This is a genomic window from Vibrio rarus (assembly GCF_024347075.1).
Taxonomy (GTDB): Bacteria; Pseudomonadota; Gammaproteobacteria; order Enterobacterales; family Vibrionaceae; genus Vibrio; species Vibrio rarus.
In genome coordinates, this window is the sequence record NZ_AP024901.1 from 600,730 (window position 1) to 625,836 (window position 25,107).

Annotated in this window: 17 protein-coding genes and 4 pseudogenes; 2 read left to right on the plus strand and 19 right to left on the minus strand. The window is 41.3% G+C overall.

The window, feature by feature from the left end:
* The 17 genes and pseudogenes from rfbD to queC form a co-directional block, all read right to left on the minus strand.
* On the minus strand, positions 1–885 hold the full coding sequence (gene rfbD / locus OCU56_RS15740; protein WP_261874895.1) for a dTDP-4-dehydrorhamnose reductase: 885 nt from the start codon (positions 883–885) through the stop codon (positions 1–3).
* Complete coding sequence (gene rfbA / locus OCU56_RS15745; protein ID WP_261874896.1) at positions 885–1,766, minus strand: glucose-1-phosphate thymidylyltransferase RfbA; 882 nt, start codon at positions 1,764–1,766, stop codon at positions 885–887. The genes rfbD and rfbA overlap by 1 nt, the downstream gene beginning before the upstream one ends.
* A 4-nt stretch (positions 1,767–1,770) precedes the next feature.
* Positions 1,771–2,835, minus strand: coding sequence for a dTDP-glucose 4,6-dehydratase (gene rfbB, locus OCU56_RS15750; protein WP_261874897.1), 1,065 nt, complete (start codon positions 2,833–2,835; stop codon positions 1,771–1,773).
* Positions 2,836–2,987: 152 nt separating this feature from the next.
* Positions 2,988–4,112 (minus strand): ISAs1 family transposase, encoded by a 1,125-nt coding sequence (locus OCU56_RS15755; RefSeq protein ID WP_261874852.1) that lies wholly within the window; start codon positions 4,110–4,112, stop codon positions 2,988–2,990.
* A gap of 186 nt (positions 4,113–4,298) precedes the next feature.
* Positions 4,299–4,430 (minus strand): annotated as a pseudogene (locus tag OCU56_RS15760) (ISAs1 family transposase); the annotation flags it as partial.
* A 26-nt stretch (positions 4,431–4,456) separates the two neighbouring features.
* Positions 4,457–5,503: pseudogene (locus OCU56_RS15765) on the minus strand (ISAs1 family transposase); the annotation flags it as partial.
* A gap of 24 nt (positions 5,504–5,527) precedes the next feature.
* Positions 5,528–6,652, minus strand: a complete 1,125-nt coding sequence (locus OCU56_RS15770; RefSeq protein ID WP_261874852.1) for an ISAs1 family transposase — start codon at positions 6,650–6,652, stop codon at positions 5,528–5,530.
* Positions 6,653–7,625: 973 nt separating this feature from the next.
* A complete protein-coding gene (locus OCU56_RS15775; protein WP_261874898.1) occupies positions 7,626–8,828 on the minus strand; it encodes an IS256 family transposase in 1,203 nt (400 codons plus the stop codon).
* A gap of 109 nt (positions 8,829–8,937) precedes the next feature.
* Positions 8,938–9,645 (minus strand): annotated as a pseudogene (locus OCU56_RS15780) (ISAs1 family transposase); the annotation flags it as partial.
* A gap of 28 nt (positions 9,646–9,673) precedes the next feature.
* Positions 9,674–10,798 (minus strand): ISAs1 family transposase, encoded by a 1,125-nt coding sequence (locus OCU56_RS15785; protein WP_261874852.1) that lies wholly within the window; start codon positions 10,796–10,798, stop codon positions 9,674–9,676.
* 165 nt (positions 10,799–10,963) lie between these two features.
* Positions 10,964–11,395: pseudogene (locus tag OCU56_RS15790) on the minus strand (ISAs1 family transposase); the annotation flags it as partial.
* 417 nt (positions 11,396–11,812) lie between these two features.
* Positions 11,813–14,008, minus strand: coding sequence for a polysaccharide biosynthesis tyrosine autokinase (locus OCU56_RS15795; protein WP_261874899.1), 2,196 nt, complete (start codon positions 14,006–14,008; stop codon positions 11,813–11,815).
* A gap of 132 nt (positions 14,009–14,140) precedes the next feature.
* Entirely contained in the window at positions 14,141–14,569 is a 429-nt protein-coding gene (locus OCU56_RS15800; RefSeq protein ID WP_261874900.1) for an arsenate reductase/protein-tyrosine-phosphatase family protein, read from the minus strand.
* Positions 14,570–14,597: 28 nt separating this feature from the next.
* Complete coding sequence (locus OCU56_RS15805; RefSeq protein ID WP_261874901.1) at positions 14,598–15,875, minus strand: polysaccharide export protein; 1,278 nt, start codon at positions 15,873–15,875, stop codon at positions 14,598–14,600.
* Between the two features lie 648 nt (positions 15,876–16,523).
* On the minus strand, positions 16,524–17,468 hold the full coding sequence (locus OCU56_RS15810) for a bile acid:sodium symporter family protein (RefSeq protein WP_261875586.1): 945 nt from the start codon (positions 17,466–17,468) through the stop codon (positions 16,524–16,526).
* A 203-nt stretch (positions 17,469–17,671) separates the two neighbouring features.
* Positions 17,672–18,022, minus strand: coding sequence for a helix-turn-helix domain-containing protein (locus OCU56_RS15815; RefSeq protein WP_261874902.1), 351 nt, complete (start codon positions 18,020–18,022; stop codon positions 17,672–17,674).
* A 710-nt stretch (positions 18,023–18,732) separates the two neighbouring features.
* A complete protein-coding gene (queC, locus tag OCU56_RS15820; protein ID WP_261874903.1) occupies positions 18,733–19,419 on the minus strand; it encodes a 7-cyano-7-deazaguanine synthase QueC in 687 nt (228 codons plus the stop codon).
* Between the two features lie 146 nt (positions 19,420–19,565).
* On the opposite strand from queC, the gene OCU56_RS15825 reads away from it, so the two are divergent.
* A complete protein-coding gene (locus tag OCU56_RS15825; protein WP_261874904.1) occupies positions 19,566–20,021 on the plus strand; it encodes a methylglyoxal synthase in 456 nt (151 codons plus the stop codon).
* 53 nt (positions 20,022–20,074) lie between these two features.
* On the opposite strand, the gene OCU56_RS15830 is transcribed toward OCU56_RS15825, so the two are convergent.
* Entirely contained in the window at positions 20,075–20,413 is a 339-nt protein-coding gene (locus tag OCU56_RS15830; RefSeq protein WP_261874905.1) for a hypothetical protein, read from the minus strand.
* A gap of 239 nt (positions 20,414–20,652) precedes the next feature.
* On the minus strand, positions 20,653–22,731 hold the full coding sequence (gene helD / locus OCU56_RS15835; protein ID WP_261874906.1) for a DNA helicase IV: 2,079 nt from the start codon (positions 22,729–22,731) through the stop codon (positions 20,653–20,655).
* A 200-nt stretch (positions 22,732–22,931) separates the two neighbouring features.
* Here helD and yccS point away from each other — a divergent pair, with 200 nt between their 5' ends.
* A complete protein-coding gene (gene yccS / locus OCU56_RS15840; RefSeq protein WP_261874907.1) occupies positions 22,932–25,085 on the plus strand; it encodes a YccS family putative transporter in 2,154 nt (717 codons plus the stop codon).
* Positions 25,086–25,107: the final 22 nt, after the last annotated feature.

The following is a 25,107-nucleotide window of genomic DNA, read 5'->3' on the forward strand; positions in this document are numbered from 1 at the left end:
TTATTCTTCCGTATATGCTTGGATATTATTAAGTGCTTTTAACCAATCACTGGCCTCAATTGAGAACGTCTCTTGAATTTTGTTAGTGCGTAGCTTCGAGTTACTTGGGCGTTTTGCAGGCGTCGGATATTGTTCAGTAGTGAGACCGTTTAGCGTTGGTTTTTTATCTAAAACTTTCTGCTTTGCTGCCTGAGCAAAAATAGTCTCTGCAAATTCAAGCCAGCTAACATGAGGTAAACCTGAAAAATGGTATACCCCACTTTCAACATTATCACCTCGCTCAAAATGTTGAGCAATTTGAATGAGTGCCTTAGCAATATCACCGGCATAAGTGGGACCACCAAACTGATCGCCCACGATCCCTAATTCATTTCTAGTAGCACCTAAACGAAGCATCGTTTTAACAAAGTTATTGCCATGCTCGCCAAATACCCATGCGGTACGTAGAATAACATGTTGCTGACACGCCTTTGCAACTTCCATTTCACCTGCGAGCTTACTAGCACCATAAACGCCTTGTGGGTTAGTAATATCAGTTTCTACGTATTCCCCAACTTTATTGCCTTCAAACACATAGTCTGTTGAAATATGCAGCATCATGGCACTTACCGTTGCAGCAGCTTGCGCAAGATATTTAGGTCCATCTCTATTTATCGCATAAGACAATTCAATTTGCTCTTCAGCTTTATCAACCGCAGTGTGCGCTGCTGCATTAATAATAACTGTTGGCTGAAACTCTTCAACTATTGCAAAAACTGCATCTCGATTTGTAATATCAAGATGAGCTTTATCTAGTGGTAAGACTGTTATATTTCCACATTCATTAAGCTGTTGAGTAAGGCAAGAACCTACTTGTCCATGACAACCGGTAATTAATACGCGCATTACTTAGTACCTTGTTTATCATTGACTAAGCGAGTGAGGTACTGGCCATATTCATTTTTCATCATTGGTTTTGCCAATATTAAAACCTGCTCATCACTTAACCAACCGTTACGCCAAGCAATTTCCTCTAAACAAGCCACTTTCAACCCTTGTACATTTTCAATCGTTTGCACAAATGAGGTTGCTTCATACAGGCTATCGTGAGTACCAGTATCAAGCCATGCAAACCCACGACCTAATAGCTCAACATTTAATGAGTCATCTTTAAGGTACATTTCATTTAACGTTGTAATTTCCAGTTCACCACGATGAGATGGCTTCACTTGTTTTGCCATTTCCACAACGCGATTATCATAAAAATACAACCCGGTCACCGCATAGTTCGATTTTGGTGACTCTGGCTTCTCTTCGATAGAAATGGCTTTGTTATTCTCATCAAATTCCACCACACCAAAACGTTCTGGGTCTTTCACCTGATAACCAAATACGGTCGCACCACTATCACGGTTGGCAGCATTTTTCAGAGTTTGAGTAAAAGATTGCCCATAAAATATGTTATCACCTAGTACTAGGCAAACATTGTCATCCCCAATAAACTCTTCACCAATCAAAAATGCCTGAGCTAAACCGTCAGGGCTAGGCTGTATCGCATACTCTAGATTAATACCAAAATCTGAACCATCACCCAACAAACGCTTAAACCCCGCGTTATCCTCGGGTGTGGTGATTATTAAGATATCTTTAATTCCAGCCAACATTAACGTTGAAATGGGGTAAAAAGCCATCGGCTTATCATAGATAGGCAATAGTTGTTTTGATACGCCACGTGTCAGTGGATACAGTCTTGTGCCTGAACCGCCTGCTAATACAATACCTTTCACTACTTTATTCCCCAGTTCCAAGACGTTCACCTGCATACGAACCATCTAAGACACGGCTCCACCATTGCTTGTTATTCAAATACCATTCAACCGTTTTGCGAATGCCAGACTCGAACGTTTCTTGTGGGTTCCAGCCTAGTTCACGTTCAATTTTGGATGCATCAATGGCATAACGAACATCGTGTCCTGGACGGTCTATGACGTAGCTTATTAAATCAAGGTAGTTTTCAATACCTTCAGGTTTAGTCGGTACTAATTCTTCTAAAAGTAGGCAAATAGTTTGCACTACTTCGATATTGGCTTTTTCATTATGGCCGCCAATATTATAAGTTTCTCCTACCTCACCTTCAGTCACTACTTTATAAAGTGCACGCGCATGATCTTCCACAAACAACCAATCACGGATTTGCATACCATCACCATAAACAGGTAACGCCTTTCCATCTAGCGCGTTAAGAATCATTAAAGGAATAAGCTTTTCTGGAAAGTGATAAGGCCCGTAGTTATTTGAGCAATTCGTTACTACTGTTGGTAAACCATAAGTACGAAGCCAAGCACGGACTAGATGGTCGCTAGAGGCTTTTGATGCAGAGTAAGGGCTTGATGGCTCATAGGAAGTCGTTTCAGTGAAAAGATCATCAGTACCTTCAAGATCCCCATACACTTCATCTGTAGAGATGTGATGAAATCGGAATGTTTGCTTCTTATTATCTTCAAGAGTATTCCAGTAAGAACGCGTTGCTTCAAGAAGTGTGTATGTACCAACAATATTCGTTTCGATGAATGCAGCTGGGCCATCTATAGAACGGTCAACATGTGACTCTGCAGCCAGGTGCATTACTGCGCCGGGTTTGTGCTCAGCAAAAACTCTATCTAACTCACTACGGTTACATATATCTACTTGTTCAAATGCATAACGTTCATTCGAATCCACTTCATTAAGTGATTCCAAATTGCCGGCATAAGTTAATACATCCACATTAACAACGCTGTCTGAAGTGTTATTTATGATGTGACGAATTACCGCTGAACCTATAAATCCAGCGCCACCACTGACGAGTATTTTCATCTGATTCTCTTAATTTTTTTATTCATGAATATCTTTAAGAACTTAAAGATATATTAATTACACTTTATTTTATGTACGAAAAATGACTCGATTTTTCATAAGCCCCACGGAAAAATCACGAACATCCCACGGAAAAATCACGAACATCCCCGTCAATAAAGGCTTGCCAGAACCTTCAAAAGGTACTCAGAATCCATCGCACACATCGCTCTTTTGTGCTTAATACTCGCTTTCAAAGTCGTTTCACTCTTCAGCATGTTCAAACACATCTGTCTGATCCTTGCAAAGTTCTCTGCACTTTCTTCTGCCCGTTTTCGGCACGCGTCTTCACCAAATGTCGTATCGAGAGACCAATGCATCGACTCGACCAACCAATGTGAACGCGTTGCATTTAACAATTCCTTAGCATTTAAATCTTTCGAGCTAATGTAGTATCTCACTGTGATTTCTGACTCTTTCGCCACTGTTTCCTCTTGTCTAACAGAAACGACGATACCCATTGTTTTTAGCTCTGGCCAGTCAAACGCCAAATCACCTAAAACACTTAAATCCGTGTTCGTTAATGCCAACCTGGTTTCTTGTCTACCTCGGGATTTTTCTTGCGTGCTGTAAGAGTCGCCATCGTGTTTTTGGAGCATGTTCATATCGAAATAATTATCGAATGCTTGCTCCAAACGACCTTGATTTCCTTTTACCGCCAACAAATAATCTGCGTTTTTGTTTAGTATTTTTTGAGCGATTTTCTTTTGGCATCCCATAGCATCAATAGTGACCAAGCAGCCTGATATATCAAGCAGTTCGAGCAACTCTGGAATAGCGGTGATCTCGTTGGATTTTTCGTAAACTTTGTGTTGTCCGAGACTAACGCCATTTTCAGTCGCAAAAGCGTTCACCATGTGAATTGCGCCAAGACCGCGAGAGTCATCATAAGAGCCCCTGACAGTCTTACCATCAATGGCTATCACTTCACCTTTGGTTAACTCACAGCAATCTTTCATCCACTCAATGAAGCATTTTTGAAGTCGAGTCGCACTAATCATACCCATCGTTCTAGCTATCGTCGAAGTAGATGGAACACCATGACTAAAATCGCCAAATCGCTTCAAGAAATCCAACTTAGCTTCACCGTAAAGACTAATCGCCTTCCAGTCATCTTGACCAGAAAGCACAGCACAAATTGTTAACAGAATGATATCAGTTAACTTGTGCTCGACTTTGCCTTGTTGTCGGTAATCTGGAATGACATCGAAATGCATAAATGGGTGCTGGTTACTCATTGTTGGACCTCCAATTTATCTATGGAGGTATTAGATAACACTGAAAATGATCTACAAATCGATCATCAGATCATTGATTGTTATGTGATAACGCTAACGAATGAAGTTCAAAAATTGTGAACTCAATACGTCACGAAGCCTTTAAACATGGGCATCTACATGATTTTTCCCTGACGAACATCCCCGTCAATAAAGGCTTGCCAGAACCTTCAAAAGGTACTCAGAATCCATCGCACACATCGCTCTTTTGTGCTTAATACTCGCTTTCAAAGTCGTTTCACTCTTCAGCATGTTCAAACACATCAGTCTGATCCTTGCACACGGAAAAATCACGAACATCCCCGTCAATAAAGGCTTGCCAGAACCTTCAAAAGGTACTCAGAATCCATCGCACACATCGCTCTTTTGTGCTTAATACTCGCTTTCAAAGTCGTTTCACTCTTCAGCATGTTTAAACACATCTGTCTGATCCTTGCAAAGTTCTCTGCACTTTCTTCTGCCCGTTTTCGGCACGCGTCTTCACCAAATGTCGTATCGAGAGACCAGTGCATCGACTCGACCAACCAATGTGAACGCGTTGCATTTAACAATTCCTTAGCATTTAAATCTTTCGAGCTAATGTAGTATCTCACTGTGATTTCTGACTCTTTCGCCACTGTTTCCTCTTGTCTAACAGAAACGACGATACCCATTGTTTTAAGCTCTGGCCAGTCAAACGCCAAATCACCTAAAACACTTAAATCCGTGTTCGTTAATGCCAACCTGGTTTCTTGTCTACCTCGGGATTTTTCTTGCGTGCTGTAAGAGTCGCCATCGTGTTTTTGGAGCATGTTCATATCGAAATAATTATCGAATGCTTGCTCCAAACGACCTTGATTTCCTTTTACCGCCAACAAATAATCTGCGTTTTTGTTTAGTATTTTTTGAGCGATTTTCTTTTGGCATCCCATAGCATCAATAGTGACCAAGCAGCCTGATATATCAAGCAGTTCGAGCAACTCTGGGATAGCAGTGATCTCGTTGGATTTTTCGTAAACTTTGTGTTGTCCGAGACTAACGCCATTTTCAGTCGCAAAAGCGTTCACCATGTGAATTGCGCCAAGACCACGAGAGTCATCATAAGAGCCCCTGACAGTCTTACCATCAATGGCGATCACTTCACCTTTGGTTAACTCACAGCAATCTTTCATCCACTCAATGAAGCATTTTTGAAGTCGAGTCGCACTAATCATACCCATCGTTCTAGCTATCGTCGAAGTAGATGGAACACCATGACTAAAATCGCCAAATCGCTTCAAGAAATCCAACTTAGCTTCACCGTAAAGACTAATCGCCTTCCAGTCATCTTGACCAGAAAGCACAGCACAAATTGTTAACAGAATGATATCAGCACGGAAAAATCACGAACATCCCCGTCAATAAAGGCTTGCCAGAACCTTCAAAAGGTACTCAGAATCCATCGCACACATCGCTCTTTTGTGCTTAATACTCGCTTTCAAAGTCGTTTCACTCTTCAGCATGTTTAAACACATCTGTCTGATCCTTGCAAAGTTCTCTGCACTTTCTTCTGCCCGTTTTCGGCACGCGTCTTCACCAAATGTCGTATCGAGAGACCAGTGCATCGACTCGACCAACCAATGTGAACGCGTTGCATTTAACAATTCCTTAGCATTTAAATCTTTCGAGCTAATGTAGTATCTCACTGTGATTTCTGACTCTTTCGCCACTGTTTCCTCTTGTCTAACAGAAACGACGATACCCATTGTTTTAAGCTCTGGCCAGTCAAACGCCAAATCACCTAAAACACTTAAATCCGTGTTCGTTAATGCCAACCTGGTTTCTTGTCTACCTCGGGATTTTTCTTGCGTGCTGTAAGAGTCGCCATCGTGTTTTTGGAGCATGTTCATATCGAAATAATTATCGAATGCTTGCTCCAAACGACCTTGATTTCCTTTTACCGCCAACAAATAATCTGCGTTTTTGTTTAGTATTTTTTGAGCGATTTTCTTTTGGCATCCCATAGCATCAATAGTGACCAAGCAGCCTGATATATCAAGCAGTTCGAGCAACTCTGGGATAGCAGTGATCTCGTTGGATTTTTCGTAAACTTTGTGTTGTCCGAGACTAACGCCATTTTCAGTCGCAAAAGCGTTCACCATGTGAATTGCGCCAAGACCACGAGAGTCATCATAAGAGCCCCTGACAGTCTTACCATCAATGGCGATCACTTCACCTTTGGTTAACTCACAGCAATCTTTCATCCACTCAATGAAGCATTTTTGAAGTCGAGTCGCACTAATCATACCCATCGTTCTAGCTATCGTCGAAGTAGATGGAACACCATGACTAAAATCGCCAAATCGCTTCAAGAAATCCAACTTAGCTTCACCGTAAAGACTAATCGCCTTCCAGTCATCTTGACCAGAAAGCACAGCACAAATTGTTAACAGAATGATATCAGTTAACTTGTGCTCGACTTTGCCTTGTTGTCGGTAATCTGGAATGACATCGAAATGCATAAATGGGTGCTGGTTACTCATTGTTGGACCTCCAATTTATCTATGGAGGTATTAGATAACACTGAAAATGATCTACAAATCGATCATCAGATCATTGATTGTTATGTGATAACGCTAACGAATGAAGTTCAAAAATTGTGAACTCAATACGTCACGAAGCCTTTAAACATGGGCATCTACATGATTTTTCCCTGGGACCTCCAATTTATCTATGGAGGTATTAGATAACACTGAAAATGATCTACAAATCGATCATCAGATCATTGATTGTTATGTGATAACGCTAACGAATGAAGTTCAAAAATTGTGAACTCAATACGTCACGAAGCCTTTAAACATGGGCATCTACATGATTTTTCCCTGATGATATCAGTTAACTTGTGCTCGACTTTGCCTTGTTGTCGGTAATCTGGAATGACATCGAAATGCATAAATGGGTGCTGGTTACTCATTGTTGGACCTCCAATTTATCTATGGAGGTATTAGATAACACTGAAAATGATCTACAAATCGATCATCAGATCATTGATTGTTATGTGATAACGCTAACGAATGAAGTTCAAAAATTGTGAACTCAATACGTCACGAAGCCTTTAAACATGGGCATCTACATGATTTTTCCCTGGGACCTCCAATTTATCTATGGAGGTATTAGATAACACTGAAAATGATCTACAAATCGATCATCAGATCATTGATTGTTATGTGATAACGCTAACGAATGAAGTTCAAAAATTGTGAACTCAATACGTCACGAAGCCTTTAAACATGGGCATCTACATGATTTTTCCCTGTAATCTGGAATGACATCGAAATGCATAAATGGGTGCTGGTTACTCATTGTTGGACCTCCAATTTATCTATGGAGGTATTAGATAACACTGAAAATGATCTACAAATCGATCATCAGATCATTGATTGTTATGTGATAACGCTAACGAATGAAGTTCAAAAATTGTGAGAGGGCGTTCAATATTCTGTGTCAGGTTAATTTTTAAATTTCTAGCACGCTGTCTAAACGCCCTTCAAAATAAATGGCTAACTGGGATAAACAAAGGCTCCAATTATGGATTGGCATTGTCCATTTCTCAGACGCATTCAATATGCCAGCATAAAGTAGCTTCAACAAGCTATTTTCGTTAGGGAACGCGCCCTTCGTTTTAGTCAGCTTTCTAAATTGACGGTGGACGGCCTCAACCGCATTAGTCGTGTAAATCACCTTGCGTATATGCTCTGGATATTTAAAGTAATGCGAGAGATTATTCCACTTTCTGCGCCATGAGTTGATGACCAGTGGGTATATGTCCCCCCACTTGGCTTCTAGTTCATCAAGTGCAAGCTCAGCTGCTTCTTTACTTACCGCTCGATAAACAGGCTTCAAATCCGCCATAAAGGCTTTCTGATTTTTTGAGGCGACATACTTCATGGAATTGCGGATTTGGTGGATTACGCACAGCTGGGTTTCTGTTTCTGGGAAGATAGTCGCTATCGCCTCAGGGAAACCTGTTAACCCATCGACACAAGCAATTAGGATATCCTTAACACCACGATTATGCAGATCGGTCAGCACCGATAACCAATAGTTAGCCCCTTCATTTTCTGATAAATGAAGCCCTAATATTTCTTTCTTACCTTGCATGTTCAACGCTAAAATCGTGTAAACAGCCTTGCTGATATAACGGCCATCCTCTTTGACTTTATAGTGAATAGCATCAAGCCAAACTATTGGATAATGGCTGTCTAAGGGGCGTTGCTGCCAAGCTTTAAGCTCAGGAATAAGCTTATCTGTAACACTATTTATTGTGCCACTTGAGACGTTAATGCCGTACATATCCTCAACGTGTTTATTGATATCTCGGTAGCTCATGCCCATGCTAAACATGGAGAGAATTTTACGGTCTATCTCATCAGTTAATGTTGTTTGCCCCTTTTTAATGAGCTGTGGTTCAAAAGTGCCGTTTCTATCTCTTGGAGCATCGAGTTCAAAGCTACCTGAAGGATGTTTGATTGTTTTTGATGTTTTACCATTCTTGCGGTTAGAGATGGGATCGTTCTCAAGATGCTGCTCTAACTCAGCAGTCAGAGCAGCTTCAGTAAGTTGCTTGATAAGTGGGCCAAGTACACTGTCTTTACCCGTAAGGCTTTTTCCTGCTTGAAGTGCTTTAAGCGCTTGGTCAAAATCAAATGGTTGGGTCATGTGTCACTCCTGTTTTGGATATTCTACTGAAATGACACAGAACTTTGAACGCTACCAATTGTGAACTCAATACGTCACGAAGCCCACGGAAAAATCACGAACATCCCCGTCAATAAAGGCTTGCCAGAACCTTCAAAAGGTACTCAGAATCCATCGCACACATCGCTCTTTTGTGCTTAATACTCGCTTTCAAAGTCGTTTCACTCTTCAGCATGTTCAAACACATCTGTCTGATCCTTGCAAAGTTCTCTGCACTTTCTTCTGCCCGTTTTCGGCACGCGTCTTCACCAAATGTCGTATCGAGAGACCAATGCATCGACTCGACCAACCAATGTGAACGCGTTGCATTTAACAATTCCTTAGCATTTAAATCTTTCGAGCTAATGTAGTATCTCACTGTGATTTCTGACTCTTTCGCCACTGTTTCCTCTTGTCTAACAGAAACGACGATACCCATTGTTTTTAGCTCTGGCCAGTCAAACGCCAAATCACCTAAAACACTTAAATCCGTGTTCGTTAATGCCAACCTGGTTTCTTGTCTACCTCGGGATTTTTCTTGCGTGCTGTAAGAGTCGCCATCGTGTTTTTGGAGCATGTTCATATCGAAATAATTATCGAATGCTTGCTCCAAACGACCTTGATTTCCTTTTACCGCCAACAAATAATCTGCGTTTTTGTTTAGTATTTTTTGAGCGATTTTCTTTTGGCATCCCATAGCATCAATAGTGACCAAGCAGCCTGATATATCAAGCAGTTCGAGCAACTCTGGAATAGCGGTGATCTCGTTGGATTTTTCGTAAACTTTGTGTTGTCCGAGACTCACGGAAAAATCACGAACATCCCCGTCAATAAAGGCTTGCCAGAACCTTCAAAAGGTACTCAGAATCCATCGCACACATCGCTCTTTTGTGCTTAATACTCGCTTTCAAAGTCGTTTCACTCTTCAGCATGTTCAAACACATCTGTCTGATCCTTGCAAAGTTCTCTGCACTTTCTTCTGCCCGTTTTCGGCACGCGTCTTCACCAAATGTCGTATCGAGAGACCAATGCATCGACTCGACCAACCAATGTGAACGCGTTGCATTTAACAATTCCTTAGCATTTAAATCTTTCGAGCTAATGTAGTATCTCACTGTGATTTCTGACTCTTTCGCCACTGTTTCCTCTTGTCTAACAGAAACGACGATACCCATTGTTTTTAGCTCTGGCCAGTCAAACGCCAAATCACCTAAAACACTTAAATCCGTGTTCGTTAATGCCAACCTGGTTTCTTGTCTACCTCGGGATTTTTCTTGCGTGCTGTAAGAGTCGCCATCGTGTTTTTGGAGCATGTTCATATCGAAATAATTATCGAATGCTTGCTCCAAACGACCTTGATTTCCTTTTACCGCCAACAAATAATCTGCGTTTTTGTTTAGTATTTTTTGAGCGATTTTCTTTTGGCATCCCATAGCATCAATAGTGACCAAGCAGCCTGATATATCAAGCAGTTCGAGCAACTCTGGAATAGCGGTGATCTCGTTGGATTTTTCGTAAACTTTGTGTTGTCCGAGACTAACGCCATTTTCAGTCGCAAAAGCGTTCACCATGTGAATTGCGCCAAGACCGCGAGAGTCATCATAAGAGCCCCTGACAGTCTTACCATCAATGGCTATCACTTCACCTTTGGTTAACTCACAGCAATCTTTCATCCACTCAATGAAGCATTTTTGAAGTCGAGTCGCACTAATCATACCCATCGTTCTAGCTATCGTCGAAGTAGATGGAACACCATGACTAAAATCGCCAAATCGCTTCAAGAAATCCAACTTAGCTTCACCGTAAAGACTAATCGCCTTCCAGTCATCTTGACCAGAAAGCACAGCACAAATTGTTAACAGAATGATATCAGTTAACTTGTGCTCGACTTTGCCTTGTTGTCGGTAATCTGGAATGACATCGAAATGCATAAATGGGTGCTGGTTACTCATTGTTGGACCTCCAATTTATCTATGGAGGTATTAGATAACACTGAAAATGATCTACAAATCGATCATCAGATCATTGATTGTTATGTGATAACGCTAACGAATGAAGTTCAAAAATTGTGAACTCAATACGTCACGAAGCCTTTAAACATGGGCATCTACATGATTTTTCCCTGGTCCGAGACTAACGCCATTTTCAGTCGCAAAAGCGTTTACCATGTGAATTGCGCCAAGACCACGAGAGTCATCATAAGAGCCCCTGACAGTCTTACCATCAATGGCGATCACTTCACCTTTGGTTAACTCACAGCAATCTTTCATCCACTCAATGAAGCATTTTTGAAGTCGAGTCGCACTAATCATACCCATCGTTCTAGCTATCGTCGAAGTAGATGGAGCACCATGACTAAAATCGCCAAATCGCTTCAAGAAATCCAACTTAGCTTCACCGTAAAGACTAATCGCCTTCCAGTCATCTTGACCAGAAAGCACAGCACAAATTGTTAACAGAATGATATCAGTTAACTTGTGCTCGACTTTGCCTTGTTGTCGGTAATCTGGAATGACATCGAAATGCATAAATGGGTGCTGGTTACTCATTGTTGGACCTCCAATTTATCTATGGAGGTATTAGATAACACTGAAAATGATCTACAAATCGATCATCAGATCATTGATTGTTATGTGATAACGCTAACGAATGAAGTTCAAAAATTGTGAACTCAATACGTCACGAAGCCTTTAAACATGGGCATCTACATGATTTTTCCCTGTCACGAAGCCTTTAAACATGGGCATCTACATGATTTTTCCCTGCCATTACAGGCTATCCCTTATAAAACCTGGCTTCTACTACTTTTCCAAAAACTGCCCCAATAGGTCCCTAAAAATAACTCTTTTGAACCTTTCATAGGCTATTGAGCCTAGGCATATTTTGCATCGAACTTTAGTGAAGACCAGAATGTACTCTGGTCTTCTTCTGAGTGGCAAAACTCAACTTAGTGTGAATTTCTGCGATTACTTACTCTTATACGCATAGTTATAATAGCCGTAAGAATAATAGCTAGATGCAGTCTTTTCTACCGCATTCAAAATAATACCTTTGGTTGCTACTCCTGCTTGGTCTAAACGGTCTACTGCTACTTCGAGCTCTTTAGTACCTGTGGCGGCGAAACGAGTGATCATCAATGTGGTTCCCGCATGACGTCCCATGATACCTGCATCTGTAACTGCAAGAATAGGAGGTGTATCCAAGATAACTATATCGTAATTCTCACTAGCCCACTGCAACATATCCTCAAAACGAGCATGCATTAGTAACTCTGAAGGGTTAGGCGGTGTTTTACCCTTAGTCATTACATCTAGATTATGAGTAAAGTCTTTATGTATCACTTCATCAATGGTTTTATCATTTACCAACAAATCACTAAGGCCAAGTTTATGTGGTAGTTTTACATGCTTACCCAGATAGCCTCGACGTAAATCTGCATCAATAACCAATACCTTTTGCCCTGAAGCAGCAATAATATTAGCCAAATTTAATGATACAAAAGATTTACCTATACCCGGTGAAGGACCCGTAATCATAATGATGTTGTTTTTAGCTTCCATCATTGCAAAATGCAAACTGGTACGCAGTGAGCGTAATGCTTCTACAGAAAGGTCTGCTGGGTTTACTTCAGATAACAGTAGTTCACCTGCAGCATATTTTTTGCCTCTGTGTTTTTTAATGGTAAGTTGATCAATTTTAAGCTGCTGGTCAGATTTAGGAATAGTGGCATAAACAGATAAACCAAGTTCTTCAATTTGATCAGGATTTTCTATACCTTTATGGAAAGCCGATTTAAGCAGTACAAATGCGACACTTAGCATCCCACCAAGCAATGTGGCTAATACTACAATAAGCGGTTTTTTAGGTTTAATTGGGTTGCTGTAAACTTCTGCTTTATCCAATATGCGAACGTTACCTACTGTGCTTGCTTTTACAACACTCAACTCTTGTGATTTATTTAGCAGTTGCAAATAAATTTGCTGATTGACTTCTACATCACGTGTTAAACGTAATACTTCGCGCTGAGTTTTAGGCATTTTCTTGATTTCTGCCTCCATTCTGCGCTTTTGATTTTCTAATGTTTTACGTTTTTCTAGTACCGCAATATATGCAGGGTGTTGTTTAGTGAAACGCTGTGACAGTTCGCTTTCTTTGAATGTAAGCTGATTAAGTTGTGCTTCTAGTTCAACCATCACTTTTAGCTTAGATTGTGCTTCTAAGCCTAAATCTACTGATTCGTTATCTTGACGATATTGGTTTAGTTTATTCTCATTAATGGTTAATTGTTCTTTTATTTCTGGTAGTTTTTTAGAAAGAAATTTAAGACTATTTTCGGCTTCTGCAGCATTACGATCAACATTTTGTAAAAAATAATTATTGGTAATGTCATTTAATATATTAATGATTAATGCTTTATTTTCACCCTCGAAGCCAAATGATAAAATACCCGATTGCTTACCACGCTCACTCACTGTTAATAAACTACTGAGCCATTGAGTAGCATCTAGCTTACTACGTTTACCTAAACTAAACTGTTGACCTTGTTTACCGCGGATATGTGAAATGAATAGAGATATACCTTGTGCGTTCTGATTTGGTGTTATTTTAGCTTTTGCAAGCTCCCCTACCTTACCTTTTAACACTAATTTATCGTTTTGGTGCAGACTATATTCCCCTGCTTCTGCATTATCTAAGGTTATAGTATAGCCAACTGTATCTGCGTAATCTGGAATATCAAATCGTTCAACTTTAATTTCAGCTTCATCACCAAACCGTTTGGCTAATCCTTTACCTATCACGGGTATATAAATAGGTGTTGCTATTGTCGTTAGATTGTATTTATCTACAGTTTTACCTAGCACCATACGAGATTTAACTATTTCAATCTCAGTTGTTGCTTGAGATTCTGGGGCGAACATATCACTCATGCCCTCAGTTAAAGCTGAAAATCCCGAAGACTTTTGTTCTACTTGAACCAGTGCATCTGCCTTATAAATAGGTGTCGCGAGAAGTGCATACCCAATACCTACAATAGCAAAGACAAAAGTGGTAAATAGGATTATCCACTTTCCATCCAGCAATAACCCTAATAATTTACCTAAATCGATAACATCAGGTTGTGCTGTCTGTTGTGGACGTTTTGAACGAGTTTCTTGAGTCATAGAGTTGTTTGTTCCGGATGAAATGTGGCCAAAGGTAGTTATCCCTTTGGCCTAAATTTTGAGTTCGTGCAACCTTGATTGATTGTAAGGCTCTGATTTGGAGTGGCTAAATCTCTAAAGAGATCCATTTAACTATTTTAACTTCTTCACCCACGCTTCTGCGGATTTCTCTACTAAAGTATAAATATGCTCAAATGCTTCCATACTTTGTTTATATGGATCAGGGATCTCTTTATTTAGCCAGTGGCCATAAAGCATAGTTTTTCCTCTAGCTGAGGGATCTATTTTAGTAATCTCTGATATGTGCTTCTTTTCCATCACTAAAATCAAGTCACTGTCGGTAATCATTTCAGAGGTAATTTGCCTTGCTTTATGTTTCGACAAGGAATAACCATGAACTTTGCACGCATGTTCACTTTTTGGATCGGCTGGTTTGTCCGCTAATGCACCAAGGCCTGCAGATGTAATCTTCTTATCAGGCAAAGCTTGCTTTAACAGTTCTTCACCAATCGGTGAACGACAAATATTACCAATACAAACCACTAAAATATTATCAAACATTCATTTCGTCCCTTACGTAAATGTAATATTACCAGTTGTGAATTCTAGCCGCGACTTCTGTTGCATCATTTAAACCACCAATGGTTGGTAATAACTGGCGCACAACACGATTATATTGCTCAATAGGTGCAGCAGTTACATAAATAACGTCGTAAGGTTCAAGTTCAAACTCAGTGCCAGTAACTAATGCTGTTGCATCACTAATGTCTAACTGATACACATTAGCGACAATTCTTTCTGGTCTAGTCTGCTTACCTTGCTTAGTAGGTTCGGTTCTTGATGTAGTTTTTTGTTGTTTCTCTTTTTCAGTTAGTGATTGCTCACGAACTTGAGCTAGATATTTTTCGTGTGATTTGTCACGTTTACCGCTTCGCACTACAAAAACACCGGTAGCATTCGCCGACAATTCATTTATTCCACCCACTTCGCTTAACGCTTCAGTTAATGTCATACCTGAACGATCAATTTTAAGCAGTTTAGGATCGTTGACTTCGCCTAGCACAAATACTTTTTGTGCATCGTTACGAGGTACGTGGATTATATCTCCACGTTTCAGCAAACGGTTTTCTGTTAAGTCGCCATTTTGCATTAAATCATGCAAAGATAAGGTTTCAGTTTTGCCATCACGGGTTAATGTAACATTGCGCCAATCGGCATCTCCAGTTAATCCCCCTGCCTGATTAATGGCATCTAGGAAGGTAAGAGGGACATTAGTTAATGGCTGATAACCTGGCTGACGAATTTCGCCAGTCACATAGGCTTTTTGTGAGCGGAAGCCTGCTATATTGACATCTACCTGTGGACTTTCTATATATTTGGTTAAACGTTTTGAAATGTTTTTACGCACTTCCGATACCGTTTTTCCCGCCACCTTAACAAAGCCGATGTAAGGGTAAAAGATAGTACCGTCAGCATGAACCCAATGCCCGGCTTCTTGGGCACTGCGGTAAGCACCGGCAGGGATGGTTAACTCTGGGTGATCCCAAATGGTAATGTTTAAAATATCGCCTTGCCCAATTACATATTCATAGCCCGCTATTTCAGCATCTAATGTTGGATTACTACGAGAGTGTGCTTCAACTTGAGTAAACGATGCATAGCGATTAACAAAAGAAGGCGATAACGGGTAAACATTAACCACATTGACTGGTGTGTCGGCCAGTTGTTGTTCCGTCATGTTTGATTCATCAGGAACGGTGTTGTACACCTGCTTATTACCCAGATCTACACTGGAGCCTGGCATAGTACATCCAGAGATAGCTAATAGTGCTGCCAATGGCAACACAGTTTTGAATATTGGTTTCATAATTAATAACTTAAAAGCAGGTTGTTCTGTATACAAGTGTCAGCATAGTACAGGAAAAAAGGAGAAGTAGGTACGCTACCGCCCAGAGGATTATTCGAAATTCCACCATTCGGTAATGTGTTGCGAGCCAAATTGTTGTTTTGTTACTATTTTGATAATTTAGTTACATCTGCAATACATGTTTTTCTTTAGAATCACCGTAGTAAATGTGATTATTGATATTCTAATTATTTAGAATATTTACAGGTGTAAGCTAGAAGTATAACTGGCTATTATCATACAAAAAGAATTAATGGATAGCGAAGAAAACACTGTGGATTCAAGGGACCAACACTATACAGTTGTGATCTGCATCACACTTGCAATTTAACCTGCGCATCCCACTTCCTATACAGCCGACATATTTTCAACTATCAATGTGACACCAATAAGACATTAGTTTCATTTTGTAACACTTTATAGGTGGTATTATGCGCCTATTTAGTCCCCCACTCAAATAATATTATTATAATTCAAAAAAATTTAGTGGTGCCCATGTGTTACCGGTTTGCCACATGGGTTTTGTTACTTAATGTTTACAACATTTCGATTTCCCTACCATTTTAGCCAATAAACAAAGCTGTAATTCATATACAATTCTGTATGTTTTTAACTCTCTGCAATTTCTGTTTTTTGCGCATATTTATTCGCTAAAATTGCACAGTAGAAAATTTGAATGGGGTGATAGAGCATGATAGGCAACAATATCATGCCTAAATTAGGGTCATGAGCAAAAATGACTTTGGCCATAGGAATGCCAGCAGCTAGGGTTTTCTTGGAGCCACAAAATACCGCAGTCACTTCATCAGGCAGTGAGAAACCACATTTTCTCGCTCCCCACTGAATGCTATGCACCATTACTAGAAGTACAGTTATGCATACTACAAGGGACATAATTAATAGAGAAACAGAAAAGTTACGCCATACGCCGTGTTCAATGGAATCACAAAATGCGCCGTAGACAATAATAAGGATCACATATTTATCCAGTTTATTTACTATTGCTTTGTGTTTCTGGCTCCATTGCAAGAGTAACGGTCGCAATAACTGCCCTGCTAACATAGGCAGTAACAGCATTTTGCAAATGGAGAGTACGGAATCCATCAGGTGGAGTTGTGCCCCTTGCATATCCATAAACAAGTGAATGAGCAGTGGCGTAATCAGCACACCTAAAATACTAGAAAGAGAGGCATTAAATATGGCACCAGGCAGGTTGCCTTTGCCAATGGCGGTCATCGCAACGGATGATGAAATAGTACTGGGCAGTACAAACAAATAGCAAAAACCTAGCGCCAGTGCCATTGGCATGCTGGCTAAAAACCCCTGACCAAACAGTAGCCAGATTAAGGGATAAGCAACAAAGGTGGCCCCTTGTACATAAATATGTAATTTCCAGTTTGCTACGCCATCGGCAATCGTCTTTGGTGACAAACCTAAGCCATGTAGAAAAAAGACCAGAGCGATACCGAGCACAGTTATGCGGTCTAAATGCAGCACCCCACCGGATTTTCCCCACTGAGGGGTGAGTATTGCCAATATAATGGCCAATACCATTCCTACCAAGAACCACTCTTTTTTCAGCTTGCTTAATAGCATCTTACATCTCTAAATTTGGCGCTCACAAAAGCCAGTACTGACAAAACTAGGCGAGATGCTACCCAGTTTCTTTTATTTAAGCCAGTAAAAATAAGATTGATTGGTAACCCTATTCCATCATTTGTAAAAAGAGGTGCTAACTATTGAAAGCCCCTTCCCTGCTAATTACCGATCCTATGCTCGTACTCCACCACCACCTGATTGCCTTCTACGTAGACATTACGAATATCTCCATCTACTGACATTCGCGAGCATAGCGTTACCACATTATTTTCGACGCTTACATTGATTCTTAATGACGGGATGACGTAGGCAGGATCCACTTTTAAGTATTCACAAAATCGACTGACAAATGGGTAGGTTAACGGGGCACGACCTCGCACCAATTGCCCAAACTCCGTCTGAGACACCCCAAGCTTTCGTGAAATATCCATTTGCGTTAGACGCATTCTGGCTTTTTGTGACATCCAAGTTTCGTAAAGTGCGGCGCGATCTTGTTCGGTAAATTTCATGGGGCTTAATTAATGTCATATTCAGGGGTCACTAGTGTCTCTTTGCTGTGTTTCTTCATTGTCAGATTATCGTTAGGTTACTGTTTGCATATTGCTAGTATTCTGCTGTTTACAATGGGTGGCTTAATAAAATCTTCTAATAAATTGACTCTGTGGTCACTCTAACGCTTAGACACTGGCTGGTGTGTCATTTATGTACGGCCAATAGGCAAGATTTTCTTTGTTTTTGCAGATTGATGGGGGTAATTATGTGTGTCCACTTAAATTTTTTCAGTTCCTCTTTTTTTGAAATTTGTCTGTTGGGTGTATAGGTTGCAAAACGAGATGATGGAGGTCCTAGGCAAGCTAGCTTAAGGGCTATTAAATCCACTTTTAGCTATGGGTGTCATTGTTATTTTTTTGCACATTTATTGATGGGTGTCTTGATAAGTAATGGTGGGTGTCTCGATAAATATTAACCTTAATGGCTAATCTAACTTGCTGTTTACGTAGATACTTAGCGCATCTAGCTATCTTTATTTGCTTGAGTTACCAGCTCACTTTAATCATGGGTGTCCCGTTAAAAAGAGCTTTTAAAAAGAGCTTAAAAGAGGGGCTTTAAGTATGGGTGTCTTGATTAAATGCTTAATGGGTGAGGCTCATTACTTATGGTGAATAAGTGATGAGCTTCAAAATGGGGCGTTCAGAGGTGAGTGATGGTGTGCGTAGGGTTACTGTGTTTTTTGTCGGTATGACGCCATTACTTGTTCGGCGTGTTGTTGGTAGTCTAGCAGGCCATTTGCACGTAGGTGGCAGGCTGGGCAGTCTCCGCAACCACTTCCTACTATGCCGTTGTAGCAAGTTAACGTATGGTCGCGCACCATTGCCAGTGCATCATAATGGTCGGCCATGGCCCAGGTTTCTGCTTTGTTTAGCCACATCAGTGGCGTTTGCACTTGCAGCGGATAGTCCATACCAAGGGAGAGTGCATTATTCATGGCTTTTACAAACTCATCTCTGCAATCTGGGTAGCCTGAGAAGTCCGTTTCGCATACGCCAGTGATAAGCGTTGTGGCTCCTACTTGGTAGGCATAAATACCCGCTAGGGTTAGAAACAAGATATTGCGTCCTGGGACAAATGAGTTGGGTAAACCGTTTTCGCCAAGCTCATTAGAGACGGGAATATCATCTCGGGTTAATGAACTGACAGCCAATTCATTGAGCAAGGTCACATCCATTACTTTATGCGCTTTTACCCCCAATTTTTTGGCCAACTGTTTTGCTGTATCGATTTCTTGGCGGTGACGTTGCCCATAGTCATAAGTAATGGCATGTACTTCATCAAATTGAGTCAACGCCTGCACTAGACATGTGGTGGAGTCTTGGCCTCCACTGAAGATAACAACGGCTTTTTTCATTATTTATATATCTCTGATTCTGTTATGTTAATCGCGCTCAATTTAACAAATTTGCGCTAAAAAATAAATTTAACTATCCAATCCCACACTCAAGCAGACTAGTGGTAGTATCTAATGTAACAACAACAAAGTTAGGTAGATTTAGCATGCAAAAAACCACCCGTACTATGAAGGCTAAAAAGCACATTGCTTTAGTTGCACACGACCACTACAAACAAGAACTACTACAGTGGACAACTGAAAACAAACAAAAACTGGCTCGCCACACTTTATACGCCACCGGAACCACTGGGCACCTATTAAGTGATGCCACTGGCCTGGAAATTGACTCTCTAATGAGTGGCCCTATGGGAGGCGATCAACAGCTAGGCTCTTTAATTGCGCAAGGCAAAATAGACATGATGATCTTCTTTTGGGATCCACTAAATGCCGCGCCTCACGACCCTGATGTCAAAGCCCTACTGCGCATTGCCAGTGTTTGGAATATTCCAGTTGCAACCAATCGTGCTACTGCACACTTCTTGTTTGATTCTGCTCTTTTAGATCAAGAAGTGGATATTTCCATACCTGATTATGAACACTATCTTGCAAATCGCACTTAGTCATTGCGAAAAACAATAATTTACTGCATAAGCCACTGATATTTCGTGGCTTACTACTCTCTCTTATTATGGGTTTTCGATGCACTGATGCGAGGCTTATTAGCCGAACCTTGAGCAGATACTGTCTCTTCACTGCTATCGGTTATAAACAAGTTAGTGTCATCCTCGGTATCTTCTTCCCATACTTCTTCCGCTTTACTCTTTGTACGACTTGTCACTACCCGCGTTTCAGAAGGCGTTGCCCCTTTTCTTGCAATAAAACGTTCTGCCTGTTGCAAAGCATGTAAGGCGTGAACTTGTAAACTTCGCAATGAAAAGGTATTGCTAACAAAAGCCATATACAGCAACGCCACAACCGCCGAGCCAATCACCATCCCTTTTATGTTCACCATGCTCTCCTGCTATGTTCTTCTGCTCTTCTATTTAAACATTTGTATACAGTATAGCGCGATACAAATGGTCAGCACTTTACAGGTTTAGTGCTTTATAACGGTTAAATGCTGATACAGTCGGCAGAGATACCATTTTGCAGGTTTACGCAATTGTCGATAGTAGATGAGCAGGATCGCTGTCTTTAATAAAATGTCTATTTAATAAAGACAGCGAATACGGATGGCGGATGAGAAAAAGGCTACTTTTTGCTTACTGCGTACGCCCCTTCTAGCAACTCTGTGGCAAATATGGACGGCTGCAAGTCATAGCAAACGACCACTTCTTTTTTGGCACGAGTCAATGCCACATAAAACAAGCGGCGCTCTTCGGCAAATGGGAAAGCTTCATTGCTCGATTTTAAGGCCACATCCAAATGTGGAGCGCGCTCTTTTTGTGGGAAGTTGTTCTCATTCACGCCCATTACCAGCACGATATCCGCTTCTTTACCTTTACTGGCATGGCAAGTCATGTAAGTAAACTGTAAATGGTTGTAGTCCCTTTGCCATTGTGCAAATTGTTTCGGCTTATCTTTATGTGTACGCCCTAATACCAATACTGATAAAGAGATATCCGTGTTACCAATGCGACGTAGCAGTTTCTCGAGTTTCTTTTCCGCCACAACCGATACCGATTTTTGCTTTTTCTGATTATGCGCAATCAGTGTTTTGCTCAATTGTTGTGGGTTTTTAGTAATAAATTCACCCGCCACCTCAGCAATTTGTGAGTTAAAGCGATAGGTAGTGTCTAAAAAGTGCGTCGTAGCATGCGGGAAACGCTCTATAAATTGCGTGGTCAGATTAACGTCTGAACCTGCAAATTGATAAATAGATTGCCAATCATCCCCTACCGCAAACAACGAGCGCCTACCCTGTTCACACACTTGATTGACAATGGCTTCCACTAACGCCAAGCGTGCAGGAGAGATGTCTTGGTATTCATCGACCATCACATAACGCCATGGGGCTTTAAAACGATTTTTCAGCACATAATGAGTGGCTTTTTCTATCATGGAGTGGAAATCCAACTCACTTTGATCTTTTAGGTACTGCTTCCACGCTTGGTAACATGGCCACACCAGTTGTAACTCACTGTTTAATCTAGAGTACTCCGGATGCTCTACTAACTGCTGTTGAATGGTCTTTTTGGTTACACCCATGGCGCACAACTGTTCAATTTGTTGATCAAGCCAAGCAATTAACTTTTGATTTTCAAACTGGCTGGCTAGCTCTACATCCCCTTTTAAAAAGGCAATGGGCCACAATGACAGGTGTTTTTGCCAGCGCTTAAAGTTGGTAGTGTTGGTCCAATGTTCTTTGAGCCATAGAGAGCACCACTGCTGTTTTTGTGATTGCTCATAAGCCAATGGTGAAACATTGGCTCGCTGACCTTCCACTTGCTCTATGATGTGCAGCGCCATTTTATGGAAAGTGCTGACATTCACTTTTTGCGCCGTCACCCCAATTTTATCCGACAGGCGCTGAGCGATTTCATCGGCGGCATCTTTACCAAATGCCAGCAATGCAATTTCTTCCCCTTGTGCTTGGTGACTTTGCAGCAAATACGCCACTCTAGCCATAAGCACACTGGTTTTTCCGGTACCGGCACCGGCTAAAATCAAGTTATGATCGTTGTTTAATAATACGGATTTTTGTTGAGAGGCATTCAGCGGAGACGTCTCGATTTGATTAAACAACACTTGCCAATTGTTCATCTCATTATCGAGCCATACTTGGTTGCGCTCCGCCACCACGTCATAAGTTGGGTTGAGCCAAGCATTCACTTCTTGCATGCCGTCCGCCATGCGTTGCGTGGCATCATTGAGACTGATGTTCATCTCTTGCAAGTCGCTGTGCACCATCTGTTGCCAAGCGTCCAATTGAGAGTTAGCTAAATAAGCGGGTTGTTGACGCAGTAAATGCAGCTTTTGCAGCCATTTAGGCAAGTATAAATTGAGCTGACGGCATTGTAAGCGGTGCCACTTTTCATAAAATTGCACTGCAGTACGACTAAAGGATTTGAGTTCGCCCCACGGTAACCCTTGCACCTGCCATGCATTTTGCACACTATCGCCATTAGCCTGAACTTGTGGATGCCCATAAAAAGTTAAATGACCCCATTTCACCCCACGCTCTATTAACGTTTTACCGTTCCATTCCGAAAATGGGATCGACGTTTTGTTATGTGAGGAAGTGAGAATAAGCTGATCTTTATCTAACTTAATAGCAAAGTATTCGTCTTGTATAAAAAATTTGGCCGAAGAGGTGGCTTGCAACTGCATGTGCGCTTTCTTGTCCTTTGCAAAAGAGAGGGAACTTGCTCAGTCTACTATGATTCACTTGCCTCGCGCATCAAGCGGGATATAAATTTTAATTTTTTATTCATTAACAAGGTGATAAAAACACAAACCTATACTGCAATTAAGTGCAAAACCACTCAAGCCTGTGTAAAATATCCCTATATAAGAAAAGGTTAGCCTAAATGACAGTAAAGACACTCGTCTCTTTTCGCCATATTTGGGCGAGTAAAACCATCAATTACAGCTTATTGATCCTCATTACCATGTTAGGCGTGGTGATCCCTTGTTGGTACTTCAAACAATACAGCGCAATTACGCCTCTGGTTTTGGGTGTCATTGCCGCCGCCCTTGCCGAAACCGATGAGAATTTATGGGGCCGCTTCAAAGCGCTGACATTAACCTTTATCTGCTTTGCCATTGCCAGCTTTTCTATTGAGATTTTATACCCATACCCGACACTTTTTGCCATTGGCTTATTTTGCTCAACGTTTGCTTTTATAATGCTTGGCGCTGTGGGTACCCGTTACGCGAGCATTGCCTTCGGTTCGTTACTGATTGCCATTTATACTATGCTTGGCGCAGAACAAAGCGCCGACATTTGGACGCAGCCTATTTTATTATTAAGTGGAGCGGCCTGGTTTTATTTGCTCTCCCTGCTATGGCAAACCTTGTGGCCCATGCAACCGGTGCAATTAAGTTTGGCGCAAACTTTTGAGCAACTCTCCCACTATTTACACGCTAAAAGTAATCGTTTTCACCCCTCCATAGATAATCGCTCCCAAGCTATGCGTATCAAGGAGGCGAGCCTCAATGCCAATACGGTAGAAGCCCTAGAGTTGTGTCGCAATACTTTGTTGGTGCGCTCCAAAAAGGGACATGTGGATGGGCCCAGTGACCGCTTTTTACGCATCTACTTTTTAGCTCAAGACATCCATGAACGGTTAAGTTCTAGCCATTATCGCTATCGAGACCTAGCTGGGCATTTTGAGCGCTCTGATGTGCTGTTTCGCTTTAAGCATTTACTGCAAACCTACGCTCAAGAGTGTCAACGCATTGCAAGCTCCATACGCCTAAATCAACCCTATATCCGTAGCCAAGACTCGGTGATTGCTTTAGATGAACTGCAAGGTGCAATGAGTCATTTGCAACAGCAAAACAATCCTCAATGGCAACAATCGTTAGCTCAATTACAGTATCTATTTAATAACTTATGCACTGTTGATCGCTTATTAAATAACATCAACAACCCAGACGTGCCTTCCATAGATAGTGTATTGGACGACAAAGCAGCGCACACGGCCAAACAGATGTGGCAAAGAGTGCGCGATAATCTATCCCCCTCTTGCTTGCTATTTCGTCACGGGGCTCGCTTGGCAACGGCGCTGACGTTGGGCTACCTCATCATTCAAGCGTTTTCTATTGAACATGGATTTTGGATTTTGCTGACCACTTTATTTGTTTGTCAGCCTAACTTTAGCTCCACCAAGCAAAAGCTTTTTCACCGGATCAGTGGCACATTCGCCGGCTTAATTATTGGGGTTATTTTGCTTACCATGATCCCAGAAGTAGAAGGTCAGTTATTGGTTATAGTGGTAACTAGCGTCCTGTTTTTTGCTTTCCGCCTACAAAATTATGCCTATGCCACGGCAATTATTACCGTGCTAGTGCTGTTTCTATTCTCTCAACTTGGGGCCGGATATGCGGTCATTGTGCCACGTTTGATTGATACCCTGATCGGCAGCGTGCTGGCTGTGGCTGCGGTGTATTTCATTTTACCCGACTGGCAATCCAAGAAAATACCCTCCCTGATGGCCAGTGCCATTCAAGCCAATAATGACTATTTAGGGCAGACGATTGCTCAATATCGAGTAGGCAAAGCGGACGACTTAACTTATCGAATTGCCCGCCGTGCCGCCCATCGTCATGATGCAAACCTGAGTGCCGCAATTAGTAATATGTTGGCAGAGCCGGGCAAGTATCAACTGGCGGTGAACGAAAGCTTTCGTTTTTTAACGCTAAGCCATGCTTTGCTCAGTTATGTATCAGCGCTAGGGGCACATCGCACCCAACTAAATGACGCCACCACTCATAAATTAGTGATTGATGCTTATCAGGAGATCCATGTTAAGCTAGTGGCTATTGAAAAAGTGCTGCGCGATGAAACCTTTGATGCAAAAGTGTTTGATAGCAATCATATTCAACAAAAATTATCCCAATGGCGTGAGAGTGATGGCACATCTGCACAGATGATCTTGCAACAACTGCATTTGATACACAGAATGTTACCTAAAATTGAAACACTCAGTCAGACGTTTTCAAAATCAAACAGGTCTTGAGCCTATAACTATTAGAGATGAT

Bases quoted from the DNA above. Each gene is read 5' to 3' on its own strand.
- queC (WP_261874903.1), bottom strand. From the start codon at position 19,419: ATGAAAAAAGCCGTTGTTATCTTCAGTGGAGGCCAAGACTCCACCACA.
- OCU56_RS15785 (WP_261874852.1), bottom strand. From the start codon at position 10,798: ATGAGTAACCAGCACCCATTTATGCATTTCGATGTCATTCCAGATTAC.
- helD (WP_261874906.1), bottom strand. From the start codon at position 22,731: ATGCAGTTGCAAGCCACCTCTTCGGCCAAATTTTTTATACAAGACGAA.
- OCU56_RS15770 (WP_261874852.1), bottom strand. From the start codon at position 6,652: ATGAGTAACCAGCACCCATTTATGCATTTCGATGTCATTCCAGATTAC.
- OCU56_RS15775 (WP_261874898.1), bottom strand. From the start codon at position 8,828: ATGACCCAACCATTTGATTTTGACCAAGCGCTTAAAGCACTTCAAGCA.
- OCU56_RS15830 (WP_261874905.1), bottom strand. From the start codon at position 20,413: ATGGTGAACATAAAAGGGATGGTGATTGGCTCGGCGGTTGTGGCGTTG.
- OCU56_RS15810 (WP_261875586.1), bottom strand. From the start codon at position 17,468: ATGGTATTGGCCATTATATTGGCAATACTCACCCCTCAGTGGGGAAAA.
- rfbD (WP_261874895.1), bottom strand. From the start codon at position 885: ATGCGCGTATTAATTACCGGTTGTCATGGACAAGTAGGTTCTTGCCTT.
- OCU56_RS15800 (WP_261874900.1), bottom strand. From the start codon at position 14,569: ATGTTTGATAATATTTTAGTGGTTTGTATTGGTAATATTTGTCGTTCA.
- yccS (WP_261874907.1), top strand. From the start codon at position 22,932: ATGACAGTAAAGACACTCGTCTCTTTTCGCCATATTTGGGCGAGTAAA.
- OCU56_RS15805 (WP_261874901.1), bottom strand. From the start codon at position 15,875: ATGAAACCAATATTCAAAACTGTGTTGCCATTGGCAGCACTATTAGCT.
- OCU56_RS15815 (WP_261874902.1), bottom strand. From the start codon at position 18,022: ATGAAATTTACCGAACAAGATCGCGCCGCACTTTACGAAACTTGGATG.
- rfbB (WP_261874897.1), bottom strand. From the start codon at position 2,835: ATGAAAATACTCGTCAGTGGTGGCGCTGGATTTATAGGTTCAGCGGTA.
- OCU56_RS15755 (WP_261874852.1), bottom strand. From the start codon at position 4,112: ATGAGTAACCAGCACCCATTTATGCATTTCGATGTCATTCCAGATTAC.
- OCU56_RS15825 (WP_261874904.1), top strand. From the start codon at position 19,566: ATGCAAAAAACCACCCGTACTATGAAGGCTAAAAAGCACATTGCTTTA.
- OCU56_RS15795 (WP_261874899.1), bottom strand. From the start codon at position 14,008: ATGACTCAAGAAACTCGTTCAAAACGTCCACAACAGACAGCACAACCT.